This window comes from Vibrio sp. Sgm 5 (genome assembly GCF_026241575.1).
Lineage (GTDB): Bacteria > Pseudomonadota > Gammaproteobacteria > Enterobacterales > Vibrionaceae > Vibrio > Vibrio jasicida.
Genome location: NZ_JAPHPY010000012.1, coordinates 1 through 19,270 on the forward strand (window position 1 = coordinate 1; position 19,270 = coordinate 19,270).

Here is a 19,270-nt window from a genome sequence, read left to right on the forward strand (position 1 = left end):
GCTGGTTCCTTTGTGATTGTTCTCTCTTGGTTGAAAGATCTGATCGCAGAACCAGCTTTTAGTTCACTTCTATTTTTATCCCGAGTTCAGGTTTACTACTAAACCGATAAAAAAGGCGCTCTAATTGAGCGCCTTTTTGTTGATTTTGGATTCAAGTAAAAGAAATTTATGCTTCTTTCTTTTCCACCATGTGCAAATGCACATCTTGTTGTGGGAATGGAATCGAAATGCCTTCACGGTCGAAGCGCAGTTTCACTTCTCGGGTTACATCCCAGTAAACATCCCAGTAGTCATCCGTTTTAACCCAAGGACGAACAATAAAGTCAACTGAAGAAGTGTTCAGTGTATGAAGCTTGATCATTGGCTCTGGAGAACGAAGTACTGAAGGGTGAGACGTCACGATATCTGCCAATACTTCTTCTGCTTTTAGTACGTCATCTGAGTAACCGATACCAAAAACCATATCGACACGGCGAATGCGCTCATGTGTCACGTTCTTAATCACGTCACCCCAAATCTTGCTGTTTGGCACGATGATGATTTGGTTATCGAAAGTACGGATTGTTGTGTTCACCAAGCTCATGTGGCTTACCTTACCGTCTACACCACCTGCGTAAACAAAGTCACCAACATCGAACGGACGGTAGATCAGTAGCATCATACCCGCAGCGAAGTTTGATAGCGTATCTTGTAATGCGAAACCGATGATCACACCAGCAATACCGAAACCAGTCAGGATTGGAGCAAGGTTAAGGCCGATTTGAGATAGACCAACCATGATACCGATGATCCACACGGCTTTGCCTGACATCGAGATAAAGAAGTCTTGCATCAAGTGTGACAGCTTCAAGTTCTTCGATGCCACCGTCTTGCTAACCACTTTACGCGTTAGCTTCGCCAGTGCGCGGGCAATCAGCAGGATCAGAGCAAACACAAACAACTGGAAGATGTGCTGTGGTGCGTTCTCAGCAAACCAATCCACCATTGAGTTCGACCAATGGCTCAAGATAGACAGAATTACTTTGGTGTTCAGCAAGTCGTGAGTAATGCTGCCTGTTACTTCAAAAATCTGACGTTTATATTCAGAGGTTTCTAAACCAACCTTATCGCCAATCGCGATCAGAGTGCGCAGACTGTCCGTTGCAATGTTCAATCTCTGCTTCAAAATTAACTGACTTAATTGCAGCGATGCTTTCTCTGATTCCGGACTAGAGGAAACTTGAGATCCAATGATCCCGCTTTGCTGGTTCAGATACTCAATGGATGCAGAAAGCAAACGCATACGCTTATCAACATTGTCTTTAAACGCGATATCTGCATCTTCATCTTGAACACCTAACGTACTTAACCAGCTCAAGTTTTGCCAACTTGACTGGTAGCTGACGTCTAGGTACTGCTGTAATTCACGGTACTCATTCAAAAGAGAGAGTTTATCGGCGTCTTTTGCTTTGTTGATTTCTTCATTCAAAACTTTGATTTTTTCATCCAGATAAGCGATCGCGCCTTCTGAATATTTTTCTTGAGTTTGAACTAATTCAATCAATTTATCATGAGCGATCGATTTATTGCTGATCGCTGTCGCAAGGCGGCTTCTCAGTTCTTCATTTTTCTGGAACAGTTGCAACTGAAGCGCATCGCGCTCATCGCCACTTGCTATTTTTAAGGTTTCGGACAAATCGATGATATCTTGATTGATATTATCGATCGCTTTTTCAGCGGCAGAAACCTCTGGCACTTCTACGACCTTTTCTGTGCTTTCTGTTGCATTAACAATGAAGGAACTCATCGTCAAAACAAACGCCATAAACAACACCTTGAATGGTGTAAAACGCACTGTTAGGGGGGATAGTAACGTCATTTTTACCTCGTAAGAGACGAACTTGAACGGGATGGTCAAGCGCCAGGATATAAATCCTTGAAAGTAGATGCTGTAAGTTTACACCACGAAATAGAAAACGAGCACTAATAAAAAGTGCGTACTAAATTCACAATTCTCCTCTTATGACAACTTAATTCATGTGCCACATGGTGTACGTCTCTGATATTTGCCTAATCGAGCACAAAATAAAATAAAACAACGTGAAATAAGCAACAAAATGCTTATTTTTCCTGACATTATAGAAAACCCTGCTATGTTTATTTTGCTGCCGTCATTGCTATTAACCCTACAAAAAAATAGCAATAAGTGGATTTAATTCAATAAGATAAGGGATTCACCATGCCTCTTCATAAAAAATCAACCGTTCGTGGCTCAATCCTAGACGATGTGTATTCGTCTAAAGATCTTTCCATTGTTATGCCTAAGTACCGTATTCCAGAGCATGAGCATGCTCCCGATCATGCTTACCAAGTTGTCCATGATGAGCTCATGCTTGATGGCAATTCGCGTCAGAACCTTGCGACATTTTGTCAAACATGGGTCGAAGACGAAGTCCACAAATTGATGGACGAGTGCATCGACAAAAACATGATCGACAAAGATGAATACCCTCAAACGGCGGAAATCGAATCTCGATGTGTGCATATGCTTGCCGACCTTTGGCATGCACCGGATGCTGAAAACCCTATGGGATGTTCAACAACAGGCTCAAGTGAAGCGGCAATGCTAGGCGGCATGGCGCTAAAATGGGCTTGGCGCGAAAAAATGAAGAAGCAAGGCAAACCAACTGATCGCCCGAATCTTATCTGTGGCCCAGTTCAAGTTTGTTGGCATAAGTTTGCGCGCTACTGGGACATTGAACTTCGCGAAATCCCAATGCAAGGCGACCGTCTTATCATGACCCCAGAGGAAGTAATCAAACGTTGTGACGAAAATACGATTGGTGTTGTCCCAACGTTAGGCGTGACCTTTACTTGCCAATACGAGCCAGTACAAGCGGTGCACGAAGCGTTAGATAAGCTACAAGAAGATACCGGGCTAGATATTCCGATTCACGTTGATGGTGCGAGTGGTGCCTTTCTTGCCCCATTCTGCGATCCAGATTTAGTGTGGGACTTCCGTTTACCAAGAGTAAAGTCCATCAATGCCTCTGGACATAAGTTTGGCCTTTCCCCACTCGGCGTTGGTTGGGTTGTTTGGCGAGATGCCGATGCTCTACATGAAGACTTGATCTTTAACGTCAACTACCTCGGTGGCAACATGCCCACCTTTGCACTCAATTTCTCTCGCCCTGGTGGTCAAATCGTTGCTCAATATTATAACTTCTTGCGTCTTGGCAAAGAGGGCTATCGTAAGATCCACAATGCTTGTTATGACACAGCTCGTTACCTTGCCAAAGAAGTCGAAAAAATGGGTATGTTCCACATCATCTATGATGGACATGGTGGTATCCCTGCACTGAGTTGGTCAATAAAAGATGGCGCAAACCCAGGCTTCAATCTTTACGATCTTTCTGATCGCATTCGATCTCGTGGCTGGCAAATTGCGGCTTACGCTATGCCTGCCGAACGCGAAGATCTAGTGATCATGCGTATTTTGGTTCGACATGGATTTAGCCGAGACATGGCGGATCTTTTGATTTCCGATTTACAACACTGCGTGGACTTCTTCGACAAGCATCCTGTCGTCAACGGTAGCGACGCTGATGAGTCGAATAACTTTAACCACGGCTAATTGTCCCCTTCCACTTAAAGCAAGGAACTCTCATGGTTCCTTGCTCCTATATCAACAAATTCACAGGTGACACTATGTCCTTTCTATTTAGTTACTTGTCAGAAAATCCGTTCGTTTTTCTCTTTCTATCTCTCGCTATTGGATACCCGCTTGGTCGACTCACATTCAAAGGAGTGAGCCTAGGAACAACAGCTGGCACTTTAGTTGTTGGTGTTGCTTTAGCTCTTACCTCCTTTTCGGTTTATGGGCTAAAAATTGAAGAGCCGGGTCTGGTCTCAGATATCTTCTTAATGATGTTCATGTACGCGATTGGGATGAAAGTTGGGCCACAATTTTTCTCCGGTCTTGCTAGAGGAGGGATCGACTTCGTCGTCATTGGTTTGATTGTCGTGTTCAGCAATTTTGCGATTGTTGTCATCGGCGCCAAGCTAATGGGTCTGGAGCCCGGCTACGCCGCTGGCATCATTTCTGGCAGTTACACAGTGACCGCCGTAATGGGCGTAGCGCAGTCAGCAATTAGTTCAGGCGCATTTACGCCACCTGAAGGGATGAGCATTGATCACGTCAGTGCCAATATTGCCGCGGGCTACGCGATAAGTTATGTCCTTTCGACCGTCCTCATCATCTTGTTCATTAAGTACCTCCCTTCGCTCTTTGGTATTGACCCCGTCAAAGCAGGTAAAGAGGCAGAAGCGGAATTCTCAACTGGCGATGACAACGAGAAACTCCCAAGCACCTTTGGTTTTTCAGACGTGGGCGTCCTACCGATTGATGTTCGTGCCTATAAAGTCACACACCAAGAGTTAGTTGGCCGTTCAGTGCAAGAGTTGTATCAGAAATTCCCTGATGCGGCCGTGCTTAAAGTGGTTCGAGGTGAGCAAGTCATTGATGCTTCCGATAACCCAACGCTTGAGTTAAATGATGTTATTGGCATTCGGGGAGAATATCGCGTCTTGATCGCGGAAGGTGAAGCCGATATCGGAAATGAAGTCGATGAGCCACGCGCAAGAAATGTCGACATTGAAGTGGCTGATATTCACGTTGGTAAATCTGAGCATGCAGGGAAAACTGTCGCACAATTGCATGCTGAAGTCGGCTTTGGTGTTTATTTCAAAGCGATATTTCGACAAGGCCACCAGCAACCTTTATTGCCACAAACTAAGGTCGAAGTGGGCGATGTTGTGCGTATTGCAGGCTCCCAATGGTGCGTAGAACAAACCGCATCCAAACTCAATAGCGTTCCGATTGTAGAGAGTACGGTCACTGAAACCTTCTACCTCGCCCTCTCCCTTCTTATTGGCTATGTCTTTGGACATTTGAGTGTCACCGTTGCAGGTATCCCTTTTGCCCTTGGCACATCGGCGGGTTGCATGTTAACCGGGATCGTTTTCTCATTCCTACGAACTCGTAACCCTAGCTTTGGCGGCCCCATGAGTGAAGGGGCAAGAAGCTTTCTACAAGACATCGGCCTAAACCTATTTGTCGCGGTATTAGCGGCAACCGTGGGGCCGAAAATCTTAGCGTCATTCCAAGGCATCATTGTCATCAAGATAGCTTTACTGGGTGTGACTGCAGCACTCGTACCACCTCTGCTAGCTTGGTTATACGGATTGTACTTCCGCAAAATGAACCCTGCTATTTTAGCGGGAGCCTGTGCCGGAGGGAGAAACAGTACCCCTGCAATGAAAGGAGCCCAAGATGCAAGCCACAGTGACATGCCAGCGATTGGCTACCCCGTGCCATACGCATTAACTTCAGTTTTAGTCCTGATACTAGGTTACATCGCGATGGTCATCAGTTAGTTAAATCTACGCTTTTGGATGAATGGTCTATGATTGAAACGTAACCATGAATGCGTAACGACACGTACCTAACACAATAATGAGTAAGGAGAAATTATGGGCTTTCTATCTTGGATTATTCTAGGTTTGATTGCAGGAGCATTGGCTAAGTGGCTGATGCCTGGTAACGATGGCGGTGGCTGGATTGCCACTATGGTGCTAGGTATCGTTGGTGCTTTCGTTGGCGGTTTTTTAGGCAGCTTTGTTGGCCTAGGCGGTGCAGACGGTGTAAACATCGGCAGTATCGTCACTGCGACTTTAGGTGCTTTCGTTATATTGTTTGTCTATAACCGTTTCTTAAAAGGTTAGGTACTTTTGCCTCACCCCAAAATAAACAAGCCTTTCAATGAAAGGCTTGTTTTACATTCGGCTATGGGCGATTTGGGTGATTTAAAATGTGGTCTTCCCAGTCCACCACATCGATTTCATACACCACTTTATTTCGTACACTTTCCCCAGCTGCGTGCATTGCAGACTTAGAGCCAGTGATTAATGGGTGCCATTCTGGCAGTGGCTGGCTTTCTGCCAACAAGCGGTATGCACAAGTGTGTGGCAGCCACGTAAAGTCATCAATATCTTCACGCGTCAACTTGGTGCACTCTTCGCCTGAAGTAAAACGGTTCGGGTAGTCTTTGCACGAACAAGTTTTGCTGTTCAGCCAACTACACGCCACGTTGGTATAGTAGATTTCGTCCGTATCTTCATCCATTAGCTTGTGCAGACAACATTTGCCACACCCATCACAGAGAGATTCCCATTCTTCTTCTGTCATGTTCTCTAACGATTTACTTTGCCAAAATGGAGTGCTCATACGCTTACTACTTATTTCTCGAATGGGAATGAATTGGGTGCGTTTTATACCCCTCTGACAACAAAAGTTCAAGTTTTGCCGAATTACGCCTCGTAATACGAACTATTATCAACGTTTGTTCTGTTTCATCAATAAGGACACTCAACACTGATATTTTTACTAATAGTGATTCCTATCCTATGGTTTTAGCTCATAGTGTGAATAAAGGAATCAATATTATGAAGCTCGCAATGATCACCATTATCTCTCTTGTTTCGTTCGGAGCTGCGGCAAGTACCGATGCAGAACTTTGTCAGCAATACGGCAAGGATATCGCCTCTAATGTTCAAGAAGGTCAAGCAACGTTTCTAACAGAAATGACCACTCGTACCGAGGCTGGAACGTGGGGTTTAAGCATGCAAGAGTGCAACCGTTATATCCAACAGGCTAAACGCGATCAGAATTTTGAAGTCGCTGCTTTACTTAATGATGAGTAAAAAGGACTTAATGACGAGTAGAAAGGGCTAACTTTGTTGGCGTGAATTCACGCACGCCTCTTCCAATCTGGCGAGAAATGGCCATAATGCCCCCTTCATTTTTACGAGGGCTTTTAGATGGATTGTCGATTAGGTTGTGGGGCGTGTTGTATCTCACCAAGTATCTCTTCTCCGATTCCGGGCATGCCAAAAGGCAAACCTGCTGGAGAGCGCTGCATTCAATTAAATGACGACAACTTATGTAAGCTTTTCGGAATGCCTGAACGCCCAAAAGTTTGCCACGACTTCAAACCTTGCCCAGTTGTGTGCGGCAAAACGAATCAAGAAGCGATAAATAATATCACCGAACTTGAACAACTGACCTAGTCGTTACTACCCAATTCTCTCAAGTAAAGGTAAATAGTATCGCGTGAAATACCGAGATGATTTGCCACCATCAATACCGCATCTTTGTATTTAAAAATCCCCAAACCTTGTAAACGCGTGACCAGTTCGCGGTTGCGTTTTGAAGGGGAAATCGCTTCGTTCGACCACACTTCTGCTTGTACGGTCTCAATGGTACTAATAATGGTTTCATCGATGTTACGAGCGAAGGTTTCTGGTGAACGAGCGCCCACACAGCAGTCATTTTGTTGAGTTGGCATAATCGATCTCAAAAAATCCTGCATCGGTACATCCATGTCGACGTTGATACACAATAACCCAATAGGTTTGTTCTTTGGGTTACGGACAATGGTCGTGATGGAATGCAAGGTTTTACCGCTTACGGTTTTCGTCACATACGAATCTGAAACGTCGTTACCTTCAAGCAGCTTCATTCTTGCTAAGTTGGTAATCGGTGCACCTTCTCCACGCTCAGTAACATGGCCATTGGCAATTTTGATGATTTCCGGAGCTTCTGCATCAAGACTGTGAAGAACGACCTCGGTATGCTTGCCATACATGCGCGCAATGCCATCGACGACGTTCTTCATCGAATTCAAAATATCTAAATCACTTTTGGTGAGTTTCTTAAGCTGCAATTTACTTCCCTTAGCAAAAACTTTGAGGCTAGGCCGACATGATATCGATAATAGATTTATCAGTATACGGCATACCAAGTCTAACCATAGAGCCTACGTTTCTTATAGTTTGTTCGACTTCATCGCCTACTATACCTTGATTCTTCACACTGTGGTTACCCATCGCCATCAAATATGAGCGAACTGCCGTCGTTGATGAGGTGCAAACTTTCATTGCACAAGATGACTTCGCGCCATCACACACCATGCCTGAACTGTCACTAATGACGTTTTGAATTGCAGAGCAAGATTGCTCAAACGAGCCGCCTGCTAGATACACTAGTGCCATGGATGCGGCAGCACTAGTGACGGTGTTACCACAGAATGCAGATAAAGGTGGGTAGTATGACTTAATGTAGATCGCGCCTAAATGACTCATGATTAGTGCGCGAGCGAGTTGTTCTTCGTTACTTTGAAACGCTTCTGCTGCGATAACAACCGGAATCGTCGCGGCAATACCTTGGTTACCGCTGCCAAAGTTACTCATCGCTGGCAGCGTCGCACCGCCCATTCGAGCATCGGATGCTGCAGAGGTCATCATTTGGATTCTGCTCATCAGATCATTACCAAGCAACCCCTGTTCGATATTGCCTTTTAATGTTCGGCCAATTTCTAAGCCGTAACCTCGGTCGATACCCTCTTGCGCTAAGGAAGAGTTGAGTTCAGCCGCTTGCAGAATGAATTTGATGTCATCAAATGGCGCTTGAAGGGCAAAGTCGTAAATCTGCTTAATAGAGATATCCACCCCTTCACATACTGATCCTGTCGCGACTCGCTGCTGCAAAGGGGCCTTGAACGTCACCGCTCCATTGCGAGTGATCTGGATAATATTAGTGTGTCCACCGCTGATAGTCACCGAGACGGTGTCTTCTCCAACGCTCATGGTGACACTGCAAAAGATAAATTCTTGTGTATCAATGCGAGCAACACTGACTCGCTCTTCATCAATAAGTTGCTGGGCTGCAGTCACATCGTCTTGATTAATTTTAGCGAGTACTTCCAGTTCTGCGTTTGGGTCTCCCGCTAATGCGCCAACAGACGCGGCAATCTTGAGGCCAATTTTCCCAGTGCCGGGAACGTAAACCCCCATTGAGTTTTTAAACAAGTTATCTGAGACACGTACTTCAATCATGTCCGGGGTTTGACATCCAAGCTCACGCTTTGCAACTGCTGCCGCATATGCAGCAGCAATGGGTTCGGTACATCCGAGGGCAGGTTTCACAACTTGCTTAATGATTTGGATATATTGGTTCCATTGCTGATTCATGCTTCTTCTCCGTATTACTTTTTACTAGCAATCGCTTCAACTTCAATCAAAACACCTAGCGGAAGATCTTTCACCGCAAAGCAGCTTCGTGCTGGGCAATCTTTTTGGAAAAACTCTGCATACACTTTGTTGAATTCCGCAAAGTCGCTGATGTTTGCCAAGTAACACGTCGTTTTTAGAACCGTATCTAAACTCCCGTTACCCGCTTCAAGCACATGTTTTAAGTTCGTTAGAGATTGATGACTTTGAGCAGTAATCCCTCCCTCTACTACTTTACCTGTCGCGCTATCAACTGGGAGTTGGCCAGACGTAAAAATCAAATCCCCGTAAGTGGTTCCGTGTGAATATGGGCCAATTGCGGCAGGAGCGTGCTCTGAAGTGATCAATTCTTTCATGTTAATCCTCACATAGTTTTTAGTTTTAGTCGTAAAACTCAGCTTTTGCTTTCGTTTCAAAGCTATTCTTTCAACTATATATGAGCAAAACAACCACTACAGATCACACAAATCGATCTAAATTCAGATTTTATTGAGTAATTTTGTCGAGATCTCAAATTTATCTGAATTTTCCACAAAAAAATTGTTGTTAATCTTTTTCTCAAATAGATTTGAGAAAAATTCATACTAACAAAGAGAAAACGACGATGAGCGTTACTGTACCTACACAAACTCTTCCAATAACTAAAGAACCACCTCACGTTAAAGCCGGAATGACAGCCACAGAATGGAAAGCGGCGACTAAATTTGATAGCACTGACTGGGGCTGGGTAATCATGAGCATCGGCATGGCAATCGGTGCTGGTATTGTTTTTCTTCCAGTAAAGGTGGGCGTACTTGGCATATGGGTATTTCTTGCCTCCGCGGTGATTGGTTATCCAGCGATGTACTTGTTCCAACGCCTATTTATTAACACGCTTTCCACCTCTCCGAAGTGTCAAGACTATGCGGGCGTTATCTCAGGCTACCTTGGCAATAAATGGGGCGCCTTGTTAGGCGTGCTCTACTTCATCATGTTGGTGATCTGGGTATTCGTATACTCGACGGCAATCAATAATGACTCAGCCTCTTTCCTACACAGCTTTGGTATCACTGAGGGGCTGTTGTCGGAAAACCCGTTGTATGGTCTAGCATTGGTTTGCGCTTTGGTGGCAATCGCTTCGCGTGGTGAAAAGGTCCTATTTAAGGTCAGCACCGGATTAGTATTGGTAAAACTTTGTACCGTAGCACTGCTAGGCTTCATGATGATTGAAAAATGGGATCTGGCGAATGTAGGTAGCGTCCCAACAGCGGGTGCTGGCTTAAAAGATGCGATTGAACTGCTGCCGTTCACCCTCACTTCTATTTTGTTTATTCAAAGCTTGAGTCCGATGGTGATCTCTTACCGTTCGAAAGAGAAGTCTATTGAAGTTGCCCGTTTTAAAGCGATGCGCGCCATGAATATCGCTTTTGGCATTTTGTTTGTGACCGTGTTTTTCTACGCGATTTCTTTCACGTTGGCGATGTCTCATGAACAAGCAGTCCGTGCAGCAAACGAGAACATCTCTGCGCTTGCGATGGTAGCACAAGGCATGGACGGCACGACGCTTAAACTGCTTAGCCTGATGTTGAACATCTTTTCTGTAATGACAGCCTTCTTTGGTGTTTACCTTGGCTTCCGTGATTCTTGCCAAGGCCTTGCGATGTTGGCATTGAAAAAAGTGATGCCTGAAGAGCAAATCAACAAAGATCTCGTGACGAAAGGCATCATTCTATTCGCGATTTTGATGGCATGGGGCGCTATCGTACTCAACCTACCGGTTTTGAGCTTCACTTCGGTTTGTAGCCCTATCTTTGGTTTGATTGGCTGTTTGATTCCTGCTTACTTGGTGTATCAAGTGCCTTCTCTACATAAATACAAAGGTGCTTCACTATACCTAATCATCGCGACGGGCATCTTGTTGTGTATCTCACCATTTATTGCTTTTAGCTAACGCTTCCTCTCGCCTCGGTTATCAAACTCTATAACGATAGCCGAGGTTTTCCTTTCAACTCATCCACCTACCCTCTCCTTACTCATTTCGTTTCATGTATGAGACAGAAACGCTCATATCTGGCATTTTGGTTAATTTCCGTGCTTCAACTCACACTTTTCTGACAATTCTCTACTATGTTCAGCGGGTAATCTAAATCCGCAATAGGAAACAATATGAATAAATACATGGCAGAGGTTTTTGGTACTTTTTGGTTAGTGCTTGGTGGCTGTGGTAGTGCAGTGTTAGCGGCTGGCTTCCCTGATGTCGGCATTGGCTTGTTGGGCGTTTCTTTGGCGTTCGGTCTTACCGTACTCACAATGGCATTTGCTATTGGCCATATCTCAGGTTGTCACCTAAACCCAGCAGTAACTATCGGTCTATGGGCCGGTGGTCGTTTTGAGACTAAAGACGTAGTGCCTTACATCATCGCGCAAGTGATTGGTGGTGTTATTGCGGGTGGCGTACTTTACGTAATCGCAACCGGTCAAGCAGGCTTTGACGTAGTTGGTTCTGGCTTTGCTGCGAACGGTTACGGCGCGCATTCTCCAGGCCAATACTCTATGGTTGCTGCTTTAGTGACTGAAGTTGTGATGACAATGATGTTCCTAATCGTGATCATGGGTGCCACAGACAAACGCGCACCACAAGGTTTTGCACCTATCGCGATCGGTTTATGTTTGACTCTTATCCACCTAATCAGTATTCCAGTGACTAACACATCGGTTAACCCAGCACGTAGTACTGGTGTTGCCGTATTCGTTGGCGACTGGGCGGTTTCTCAGCTTTGGCTATTCTGGGTAGCACCAATCGTTGGTGGTATTCTAGGTGCACTTATCTACAAGAACCTTCTTGGTACAGAATCAAACGATTAATTGATTCTCGAACCTCACGATCAAAAAAGCCGCTGAATTCAGCGGCTTTTGTCTTTTCCTAATCTCCTAATTGTGAATAAGGATAGATAGGATATGGTGCGACTAGTGCGCCTCCCGTAAATATAGCGGCAGGCAGCATCCCTGAGAAACTATAGGCTTGGAACAAATGGTTGTACATTGTCCCCCCTTCTAACCAGAGTCCCGTTACCTGATCATATCCATGAAAACCAAATAACCTAGATACATCTGAATTAAAATAGTCATGAACCTTAGATACTTTGTTAATGAAGCGTCCTATGAGTCCATTCTCATTATACAGGTGAGCGCCAGAAGCCTCCGGTGCCATACCTCCCTCTGTAAATAAAGTCGGAGTAGGCTTCTCACTCCACATAGGCTTACTACCACGAGTACCATCAGTCAGTAATTCACCATCAACATTATACTTACAGACTGAACTTGAGTTAACAACTTCACAAGACCGGAGCTTATAGCGGTCCGTAACATTTTTCATGTACTCAAAGCTAAGCACGACCACTTGTGATAATGCGGCAAATTTCGCACCTTTTTCACATGAACCACCCGCTATTTCACCTGTAGCACAGCCGCCAGCGGCAGCAACGCTGACTTTTGTAGCAGCATCGGCAAAGCTTTTTGTTGATTTGAAGCCGTTGTAACCACCTATCGCACCAGTGATTGCACCAATAGCCGCACCTTTACCAACTCCAGCCCAACTTTCACTAATGATCCCACCAGTAACAGCCCCACCAGTTGCACCACCAAGTGCACCGGAAGCAATGGCATTAGTAAGAGACCCTGCAGAGAAGAAACTTGCGCCAGCATCTGCTAGCAGCACACTGTACGTACCACCACTGGCTACAGTGACTACGATCCCAACAACGATACCTACGATTTCTCTTGAGTAACGAGATGTGAACTCTCGTACGTCATTCCATTGACGTTTGAGTTCTTTTTTAATTCTCTTAAAGAAATGACCAGAAGGGTCGTTGTATTTAAGAGGGTTATTGAGCACATAACTGTACCGGTTGAATGATTGGCTGTTATCAGGTGCCTGTATGTAAACATCTGCACTGATAAAACGAGCTAACGTTGAATCATACAAACGGCCATTCATGTGAATTAGGTCAACCTCATTCAGCGTCTCATGCCCAGTAAATGCACGGTTCAGCAATACGGGTTGTGGTAGCAACACATTGTCATTCTTCCACGTAAAGGCTCTTTCTTTGCCCCAAGGGTCATAGAGCTTACGGTCGACAATGTTGCCCCACATATCAGTCACCATATCTACTGATTTAAGCGCGTCTGTGTGGCTGTAGCGAATTTGACGATCTACGGATGCGTAATTGCCCTGTCCATCAGTCTTCAACGAGTTGACATTTACAGCGACTAGACTATTAGCAGCGTAAATGTATTGAGTTTGAAGCATACCTCCAGATGCTAGTTCTTTTAACTCATAAGACTTACCGAGATACCACGTTGTGCTCCCATCGCTACTGCGCTTGCTGATCCGCTGATTCGACTCATCATATTTAAAATCAACCCAGCCTTTATCTTGTTGAATTCGAGAAGGCTTGTTAAAGCCAGTCCATTCAATTTTTCTCCCGCCGCCAGACAGCATATTTCCATTCGCATCATAGCGATAAGCGTTATCCCCAGCTTGGGTGACAGCATGCTTGTGTAGAGGGTCTGCGTAAATATAGTGACCGACGTCAGACTTGTATTTGATGTTGCCATTCGATGCATAAGACATCGAATATTTCTTATTGAATAACGGGTTCTCAGCATGCGCTCCGCCGACACCAAATAAATGATAATCCGTTAATCGATCTTGATCGTCGTAATAGAAGTTTTCTTGAATATCATTTACAAGGTCACGGCGACTTTGAACGTTATCCATTCTGTCGTAGGTGTAGTGAACGCCACGTATCAGTTTGGAACCCTGTCTTGTATAAATATTGAGTAACTGGCCATTGCTCTCGTGATAATCGAAGCTATTCACCAAGCCATTCCCCAAAACCTCTGACGTTATTCGACCTTCAGCGTCCATATCATTGAGCTTCCAGTATGAAATACGTCCAGCATCAGGGTTGTCATCTTTGAGCGAGCTCAATGCATCTGACTCATCCTCAGATTGCTGAGCCAAACTTTGGTATTTTTGTGAGACAAGTTTTACTTGCTTAACAAGCTTAACCAGTTGCTCTGCCGCAAGCAGGTAGCTATTTACGCGTTCCTCTGTTGCATCTTGAACATATTCAAGTCTATCAACCTCTTCAGAAAGCAAATTAAGCTCATTAAACATTTGACGCATTCTTTGATCATATAAGGGGTCATCCCGTTCCAGATCAAAGGTCGCTAAACTTATGCTCCCATCATCAGAATAATTACCGTAGTAAGCAATTTGATGTTGATTAACTAACCCAGCTTCAGCAGCAGCCCATTCCTCAAGGCTCACCTCCCTCAATAGGTTACCTTCCACTTTAAGATGAAAATTAGGCTGCTGTACAACAGGGATTAATCCACTTCCGGAAACAATGACTGTTCTCGGTGATACTTTGAAGTAGCGTTCACCAAACTCGTTGATAAACACCTGCAATGGTCTTGTGTGCAGCTCTGCCATCATCTGACGAGCAAACACCTCAGTCTCAGCCTCACCATCGAAAGAGATAAGCTGATCTTTGAGCGCCTGATACTCATCTTTGCGTCGTTTGTAGAAGAATTGCTGCTCTTGAAGATCTTTAATTTTTACTAAGTAGTCATTCGCTTTGTTTAGAGCCTCATTAATGAGAGGTTCAATTACGTTACGATACTCATCAGCCGTGTAATTAACTTGAGCTTGCGATATATCTCCCCAAACCTCCGTATTGATGCCCGTTAACGGATCTCGCGTGTAGTTTAGAGTGAAGTTGTTAGGTCGATGCTCTCGAATTAACTGTCCGTTGGCGTCATACTCTAGGTCTCGGGCAAAAGTATGTTCCGAAGTGATCGTTTCTTCACGCTCCAATAAGCCTAAATCGTTGTAGAAGAAATTTTTAACAAGTTCTCCTTCAACTGTCGCTTTTAAAAGGCCTCCGAACCAAACTCGTCCATCCGCTCGGTCATAAATCCATGATTTAGTTGTTGACTGTGTTACTTCTTTCTCACCGTGATTAACTTTTGACTCAACAGTCTCAGAGATTTTTCGGCCTAGTTTGTCGTAGGTAAAGTAGGTGCTTTGGCCTTTTGAATCCGTTTGTTGAACGAGTTGACCAAAACCATCGTATCGATAGCTCCACACCCCTAAATCAGGATCATCAACTAAAGACTTATTACCCTGAATATTATACTCCGTACGAACTGTTTCTCCTTCAGATGCAATAGCAGATTTCAACATACCGTTGGCGTAGAAGTCGTAGGTAACTTTGCCACCATTAGGCTCCTGTTTCTCTATCTCCCAGCCCAATACATTCGTATAGGTTTTAGAAGTGTGGCCTTTAGCGTCTGTTTTAGTGACTGTAAATGGATTGTAAGAATAAGAGATCCAGCTGTCTTCTTTACCTGCTGGTCCAGGTTCTTTTATCGAAATGACCCTGCCCGAGTTGTCATACTGAGTGACAATAAACTGAGGGATATCACCTTGATAATAAGGCTTTGAAGCAGAGACTAAATTACCAAATGCATCGTACTCTGAGTCAACAAAAACCCACCTGCCATTTACCGATAAAGAAGCTCTTCTCACTTCTCGCTCTAAGAAATCGAAGAAACTAATCTTTTTACCAGAGTTTTTTGATTGGTTGATGATACAGTAACTCGCCTTACTAACATCGAATAAGCAACGGCTGTCTGCTGCAGGTAAGCGACTTATCTCAGATTGTACAGAAGTGTTCGTTACAGCTATCTCAGTTTCTCGGCCAAAACCATCCAGTGTTGTCGAGGTCGACAGGCCATTTTCATCAACTTTCACGACCACGCCTGACAATAAGTCAACCGTCTGAGAAGAGACATGTCCAGCTTGATTGGTTACTTCAGTGGTAACCGTGTCTCCAAGGTAAGAATGCTTAAATGAAGTCGAGCGAGTTTCTAACTGACCTCCATTGGTCGCCGTAATACTCTCTTTAGTAACGATGCCATAGTCATCTCGTTCTTTGGCGGTAATCAATGAATAAGGTGTATTCGGTAATATCGTATGCTCGAGTAATAGGCCGGTTTCATTGTCATATTTAAACGTCGCCTCTTGAGAGATACTACTACCGTCACTATGGATGTAAGTTGTTTTAGTCGAGTCAAGAAGTCCAATTAACCAAGCACCTGTTTTGTTGACATACTTGTTTTCAGTAATTTCTACGAACGTATCACTTTCTCCAGTAATAGGGTTTAGCCCTGTCGTCGTCGTTGTTATATTACCTACATTGAGAAATGCATCGACATCACTCTGCTCGACGATAACTGTACTCAATAACTCACCACTCTCAGAGTATTGTGAATTCTTTCGTTTCGAGGTGTAGTACGCGAACGTACTGCCCATTATTGGTGCCTCAACCCATTCGATGATCTCATCATATTCCTGTACGGTAATCGCCTTCACAAATGTCGCTTGACCAGACAATTCTGATAATTCGAGATTTAAGTCATCTGAGACCGGTGTCATAGACCAAACCGGTATTTGATTTTCTAGCGCCGTTGTTTGTTCTTCAACCAAAGAAAACTGTGTGGAAGGGATCATAATTGGCATCATTGGAGAGCCTCCAACAGGAACAAATTTATCCGCATCTGCTGCGTATTTTTTCCCCTTGTGCTCAACAAGCTTATAGCCAGTCAAATATTTTTGCGCCGAAGAAGAGAGTTGTTGAAGATTCCTTACGGTTTGCGTTGACCTCACTTCCGTTTGTAGAGTCTTGAATTCGAATTCAGCTTCAGACCTTTTATTAAGCTCTCTAAAGTTCCAAAAATCATCAGCAGTACAATCACCACAATCATTTGCCCACATTTGCCCATTAGCAACATAGTCCGTTTGCTTTTTCAATGTGCCAGAGTAAGGAAACTGTGTATTAAACTGAAACTCTTGGTTGGAGGTATTTTTGCCATTGACAAAGCTTCTTTGACGAATCCATTCAAAACCGTTTCGCGCTAAACCATCCTTCGAGCGCTTTGCTGGGCCATACTGAAATAGGTAATTGTTTTTTCCATACCCGTTATCGGTTTCAAGGCGATAAGCAACAGGGAAAGAGCCTGGTAAATTAAAAAGACCAGAATCATCAGACTCAAACGAGATAGTAGGCGTATGATTACCGTATGGCCCAAACCATACTGAAGAAGTGTGCCCCAAACCGTTGGTTACTTTTTCGAGCAATAATGGAGCATGGTTGCTTTGAGTTGCAGTATGACACTCTAGTCGGTTAGATTTCTTTTTACAGAGTTCAAATCTACCGTCTTGGTTCAAATCCATGAACGAGTTAAAGCCACTCCCCCAATTATCAACATCAAATTCATACTGATGTTTGTAAATGTTGATGCACTTTACTTTGTTACCCACACCACGACAAAAGTCGGTAACACCGTCCTGATCTAAGTCAAGCCACCACCGTTTGTCAGAACTACCTAACTCTCCCATCCAGTGCTGGTTCTTCAAAAGCACAATATCATCTTCAAATTTGTCAAATGTTCCGATTGACCCAAGGGAGCATGTCAAATTTACAGCTTGACCTGCGTCATTGTCCGTCATGCGACAGAAATCACTGGCGCCATCTCCATTCACATCAACCCACCAACGAGAGTCAGGCTCACCGATAGAGCTGATTGGATAACCGATGTTCTTTTGAAGTAAGTCTTTACCCGAGAAGGAAGTACATTTGATCGTTTTACCTTTCACAAAACAGAGTTCGCTACCACCATCACCATTTATATCGGTCCAATAAGTGTCTTTGGCCTTCCCCCACTCGATACCACGAACGTGCACTGAATCAGTCCACACACCGCCTTCTTTTGGTTCGCTACACAAAAGCTCATCGCCGATACGACGACAATACTCTGGCACGCCATTACCATTCATATCCTTCCACCAACGGAAGTCCTTTATCCCTGAGTTCGAAACATTCCAAGAGTGCTGTGCCGTTGTATTATTTGAAAGAAAAGCGTCACAAAGTAATTTGCTATTATCAATATGACAAAACTCAGTTTTGCTATCAGCGTTAATATCTAACCACCAGTGACTATGTTCGTCTCCCCACTTACTGATGTTGTAGGTACGGGTCATATTTGATTGAGAAACATCCATATGACAAGTCAAGCCATGACTATCCGTCTTACAAAAATCTCCGATGCTATTTCCATCAATATCAACCCACCAACTACGATTGGAATTACCCCAATCACTAGGGGTCGTGCTTTTCCCCCAATGAGCAAAATCAATATTGGCGATGTTCTCACCAAAGAATATCTGACCTTGCACCGGACTTTTAGTCGTCTTCCAATAAAATTTGGTGGCAGGCAAACAACTATCCGCCGCATCACAATATTTAATATTATCAATAAATGAAATACCGATATCTTCCGTTATCTCTTTGTAGCTCAGTTGATAATAATTTTTTATTTTATTATTTACATTAATATCAATCCTAACTAAGTTTGACTCAGATGTCTGAACTATCCCATCCATCTTAAAATGTTTTGTGGGAACAACCTTATTGGTAGCGCTATAATTAAAGGCAATATTAAAAGAATCGTAAGATATCGATGATATTTGACCTAAATCATCATAGCTGTAGGCGATACTCTCTGAATTTGGATTGATTTTATATGAACTTAATAACCAACTCTTAGAAAGGCTGTTATAACGATACTCTTCAACTGCACCGTTCTTGTCATACTTGACGAAGTAGCTTGTCAAAGTACTTGAATCGCCGTTCAAGATGATTTTTGACTGACTATCTACATGCAAACGATATTCAGAGGCATCCTTGCCAATTACGCCCTCTGTGCCGATTAAGCGTGTCCCATTCAAACAAAAATTGTCAGTTAAACTATAAGTTACTGAACTTGTCTCGCTTTCGATCGCTTGATGGTCACCGCATCTTTTTATCGAAGACAAACCATTAAGTAAAAACCCAGCACCAAGAGACGAGCTTACTGGTCCAGAGCTTGAATAACTTATCGCCAGAGTCGGAGTAATTCCTCCTTTACCACTTGGGAAGGTAAGCGGTATTTGATAGTACGCGACGCCTTTATCTATCGATAACTCTCCGGGCAAGGTACCTATAGTTTGTGATATGGCAGGCATAGACAAACCCGCAAATATTACACCTAACCAATTTTTCATTTCCATACC

General features: G+C 43.9%; 13 protein-coding genes. 7 read left to right on the top strand and 6 right to left on the bottom strand.

Annotation, left to right across the window (positions count from 1 at the left end):
* Nucleotides 1-166: 166 nt before the first annotated feature.
* Nucleotides 167-1,858, bottom strand: a complete 1,692-nt coding sequence (locus tag OQJ86_RS08865; protein WP_038881899.1) for a mechanosensitive ion channel domain-containing protein — start codon at nt 1,856-1,858, stop codon at nt 167-169.
* A 360-nt stretch (nt 1,859-2,218) separates the two neighbouring features.
* Here OQJ86_RS08865 and OQJ86_RS08870 point away from each other — a divergent pair, with 360 nt between their 5' ends.
* The 3 genes from OQJ86_RS08870 (at nt 2,219) to OQJ86_RS08880 (ending at nt 5,763) form a co-directional block, all read left to right on the top strand.
* Nucleotides 2,219-3,613 carry a glutamate decarboxylase gene (locus OQJ86_RS08870; protein ID WP_265987518.1) on the top strand — a complete coding sequence of 465 codons (1,395 nt, stop codon included), beginning with the start codon at nt 2,219-2,221 and terminating at the stop codon, nt 3,611-3,613.
* 74 nt (nt 3,614-3,687) lie between these two features.
* Nucleotides 3,688-5,415, top strand: a complete 1,728-nt coding sequence (locus OQJ86_RS08875) for an aspartate:alanine exchanger family transporter (protein ID WP_038881908.1) — start codon at nt 3,688-3,690, stop codon at nt 5,413-5,415.
* 96 nt (nt 5,416-5,511) lie between these two features.
* Nucleotides 5,512-5,763: a GlsB/YeaQ/YmgE family stress response membrane protein gene (locus OQJ86_RS08880; RefSeq protein WP_005439775.1), complete on the top strand. Its 252-nt coding sequence runs from the start codon at nt 5,512-5,514 to the stop codon at nt 5,761-5,763.
* A 61-nt stretch (nt 5,764-5,824) separates the two neighbouring features.
* On the opposite strand, the gene OQJ86_RS08885 is transcribed toward OQJ86_RS08880, so the two are convergent.
* Entirely contained in the window at nt 5,825-6,265 is a 441-nt protein-coding gene (locus OQJ86_RS08885) for a YcgN family cysteine cluster protein (protein ID WP_038871294.1), read from the bottom strand.
* A 218-nt stretch (nt 6,266-6,483) separates the two neighbouring features.
* Between OQJ86_RS08885 and OQJ86_RS08890 the strand changes: the two genes are divergently transcribed.
* Both OQJ86_RS08890 and OQJ86_RS08895 read left to right on the top strand, forming a co-directional pair.
* Nucleotides 6,484-6,741 carry a hypothetical protein gene (locus OQJ86_RS08890; protein ID WP_265987519.1) on the top strand — a complete coding sequence of 86 codons (258 nt, stop codon included), beginning with the start codon at nt 6,484-6,486 and terminating at the stop codon, nt 6,739-6,741.
* Between the two features lie 117 nt (nt 6,742-6,858).
* Nucleotides 6,859-7,107, top strand: coding sequence for a YkgJ family cysteine cluster protein (locus OQJ86_RS08895; protein WP_038871300.1), 249 nt, complete (start codon nt 6,859-6,861; stop codon nt 7,105-7,107).
* Here OQJ86_RS08895 and OQJ86_RS08900 read toward each other — a convergent pair.
* From OQJ86_RS08900 to OQJ86_RS08910, 3 genes are read right to left on the bottom strand one after another with little or no spacing between them, the layout of a single operon-like run.
* The gene (locus OQJ86_RS08900) at nt 7,104-7,763 is read right to left on the bottom strand and encodes a helix-turn-helix transcriptional regulator (protein ID WP_265987520.1); all 660 of its coding nucleotides are present in this window, start codon (nt 7,761-7,763) and stop codon (nt 7,104-7,106) included. The genes OQJ86_RS08895 and OQJ86_RS08900 overlap by 4 nt on opposite strands.
* 28 nt (nt 7,764-7,791) lie before the next feature.
* Nucleotides 7,792-9,069, bottom strand: a complete 1,278-nt coding sequence (locus tag OQJ86_RS08905; RefSeq protein ID WP_265987521.1) for a serine dehydratase subunit alpha family protein — start codon at nt 9,067-9,069, stop codon at nt 7,792-7,794.
* A gap of 14 nt (nt 9,070-9,083) precedes the next feature.
* Nucleotides 9,084-9,464, bottom strand: a complete 381-nt coding sequence (locus tag OQJ86_RS08910; protein ID WP_038881906.1) for a RidA family protein — start codon at nt 9,462-9,464, stop codon at nt 9,084-9,086.
* Between the two features lie 314 nt (nt 9,465-9,778).
* Here OQJ86_RS08910 and OQJ86_RS08915 point away from each other — a divergent pair, with 314 nt between their 5' ends.
* Together OQJ86_RS08915 and aqpZ are read left to right on the top strand one after the other, a co-directional pair.
* On the top strand, nt 9,779-11,038 hold the full coding sequence (locus OQJ86_RS08915) for an amino acid permease (RefSeq protein ID WP_038871389.1): 1,260 nt from the start codon (nt 9,779-9,781) through the stop codon (nt 11,036-11,038).
* A 215-nt stretch (nt 11,039-11,253) separates the two neighbouring features.
* Nucleotides 11,254-11,952: an aquaporin Z gene (aqpZ, locus tag OQJ86_RS08920; protein ID WP_009707332.1), complete on the top strand. Its 699-nt coding sequence runs from the start codon at nt 11,254-11,256 to the stop codon at nt 11,950-11,952.
* A 58-nt stretch (nt 11,953-12,010) separates the two neighbouring features.
* Here aqpZ and OQJ86_RS08925 read toward each other — a convergent pair whose 3' ends face one another.
* A complete protein-coding gene (locus OQJ86_RS08925) occupies nt 12,011-19,261 on the bottom strand; it encodes an RHS repeat domain-containing protein (protein ID WP_265987522.1) in 7,251 nt (2,416 codons plus the stop codon).
* Between the last annotated feature and the right edge of the window lie 9 nt (nt 19,262-19,270).

Coding starts and splice junctions, on each gene's coding strand:
- OQJ86_RS08865 (WP_038881899.1), bottom strand. CDS start 1,858: ATGACGTTACTATCCCCCCTAACAGTGCGTTTTACACCATTCAAGGTG.
- OQJ86_RS08870 (WP_265987518.1), top strand. CDS start 2,219: ATGCCTCTTCATAAAAAATCAACCGTTCGTGGCTCAATCCTAGACGAT.
- OQJ86_RS08875 (WP_038881908.1), top strand. CDS start 3,688: ATGTCCTTTCTATTTAGTTACTTGTCAGAAAATCCGTTCGTTTTTCTC.
- OQJ86_RS08880 (WP_005439775.1), top strand. CDS start 5,512: ATGGGCTTTCTATCTTGGATTATTCTAGGTTTGATTGCAGGAGCATTG.
- OQJ86_RS08885 (WP_038871294.1), bottom strand. CDS start 6,265: ATGAGCACTCCATTTTGGCAAAGTAAATCGTTAGAGAACATGACAGAA.
- OQJ86_RS08890 (WP_265987519.1), top strand. CDS start 6,484: ATGAAGCTCGCAATGATCACCATTATCTCTCTTGTTTCGTTCGGAGCT.
- OQJ86_RS08895 (WP_038871300.1), top strand. CDS start 6,859: ATGGATTGTCGATTAGGTTGTGGGGCGTGTTGTATCTCACCAAGTATC.
- OQJ86_RS08905 (WP_265987521.1), bottom strand. CDS start 9,069: ATGAATCAGCAATGGAACCAATATATCCAAATCATTAAGCAAGTTGTG.
- OQJ86_RS08910 (WP_038881906.1), bottom strand. CDS start 9,464: ATGAAAGAATTGATCACTTCAGAGCACGCTCCTGCCGCAATTGGCCCA.
- OQJ86_RS08915 (WP_038871389.1), top strand. CDS start 9,779: ATGACAGCCACAGAATGGAAAGCGGCGACTAAATTTGATAGCACTGAC.
- aqpZ (WP_009707332.1), top strand. CDS start 11,254: ATGAATAAATACATGGCAGAGGTTTTTGGTACTTTTTGGTTAGTGCTT.
- OQJ86_RS08925 (WP_265987522.1), bottom strand. CDS start 19,261: ATGAAAAATTGGTTAGGTGTAATATTTGCGGGTTTGTCTATGCCTGCC.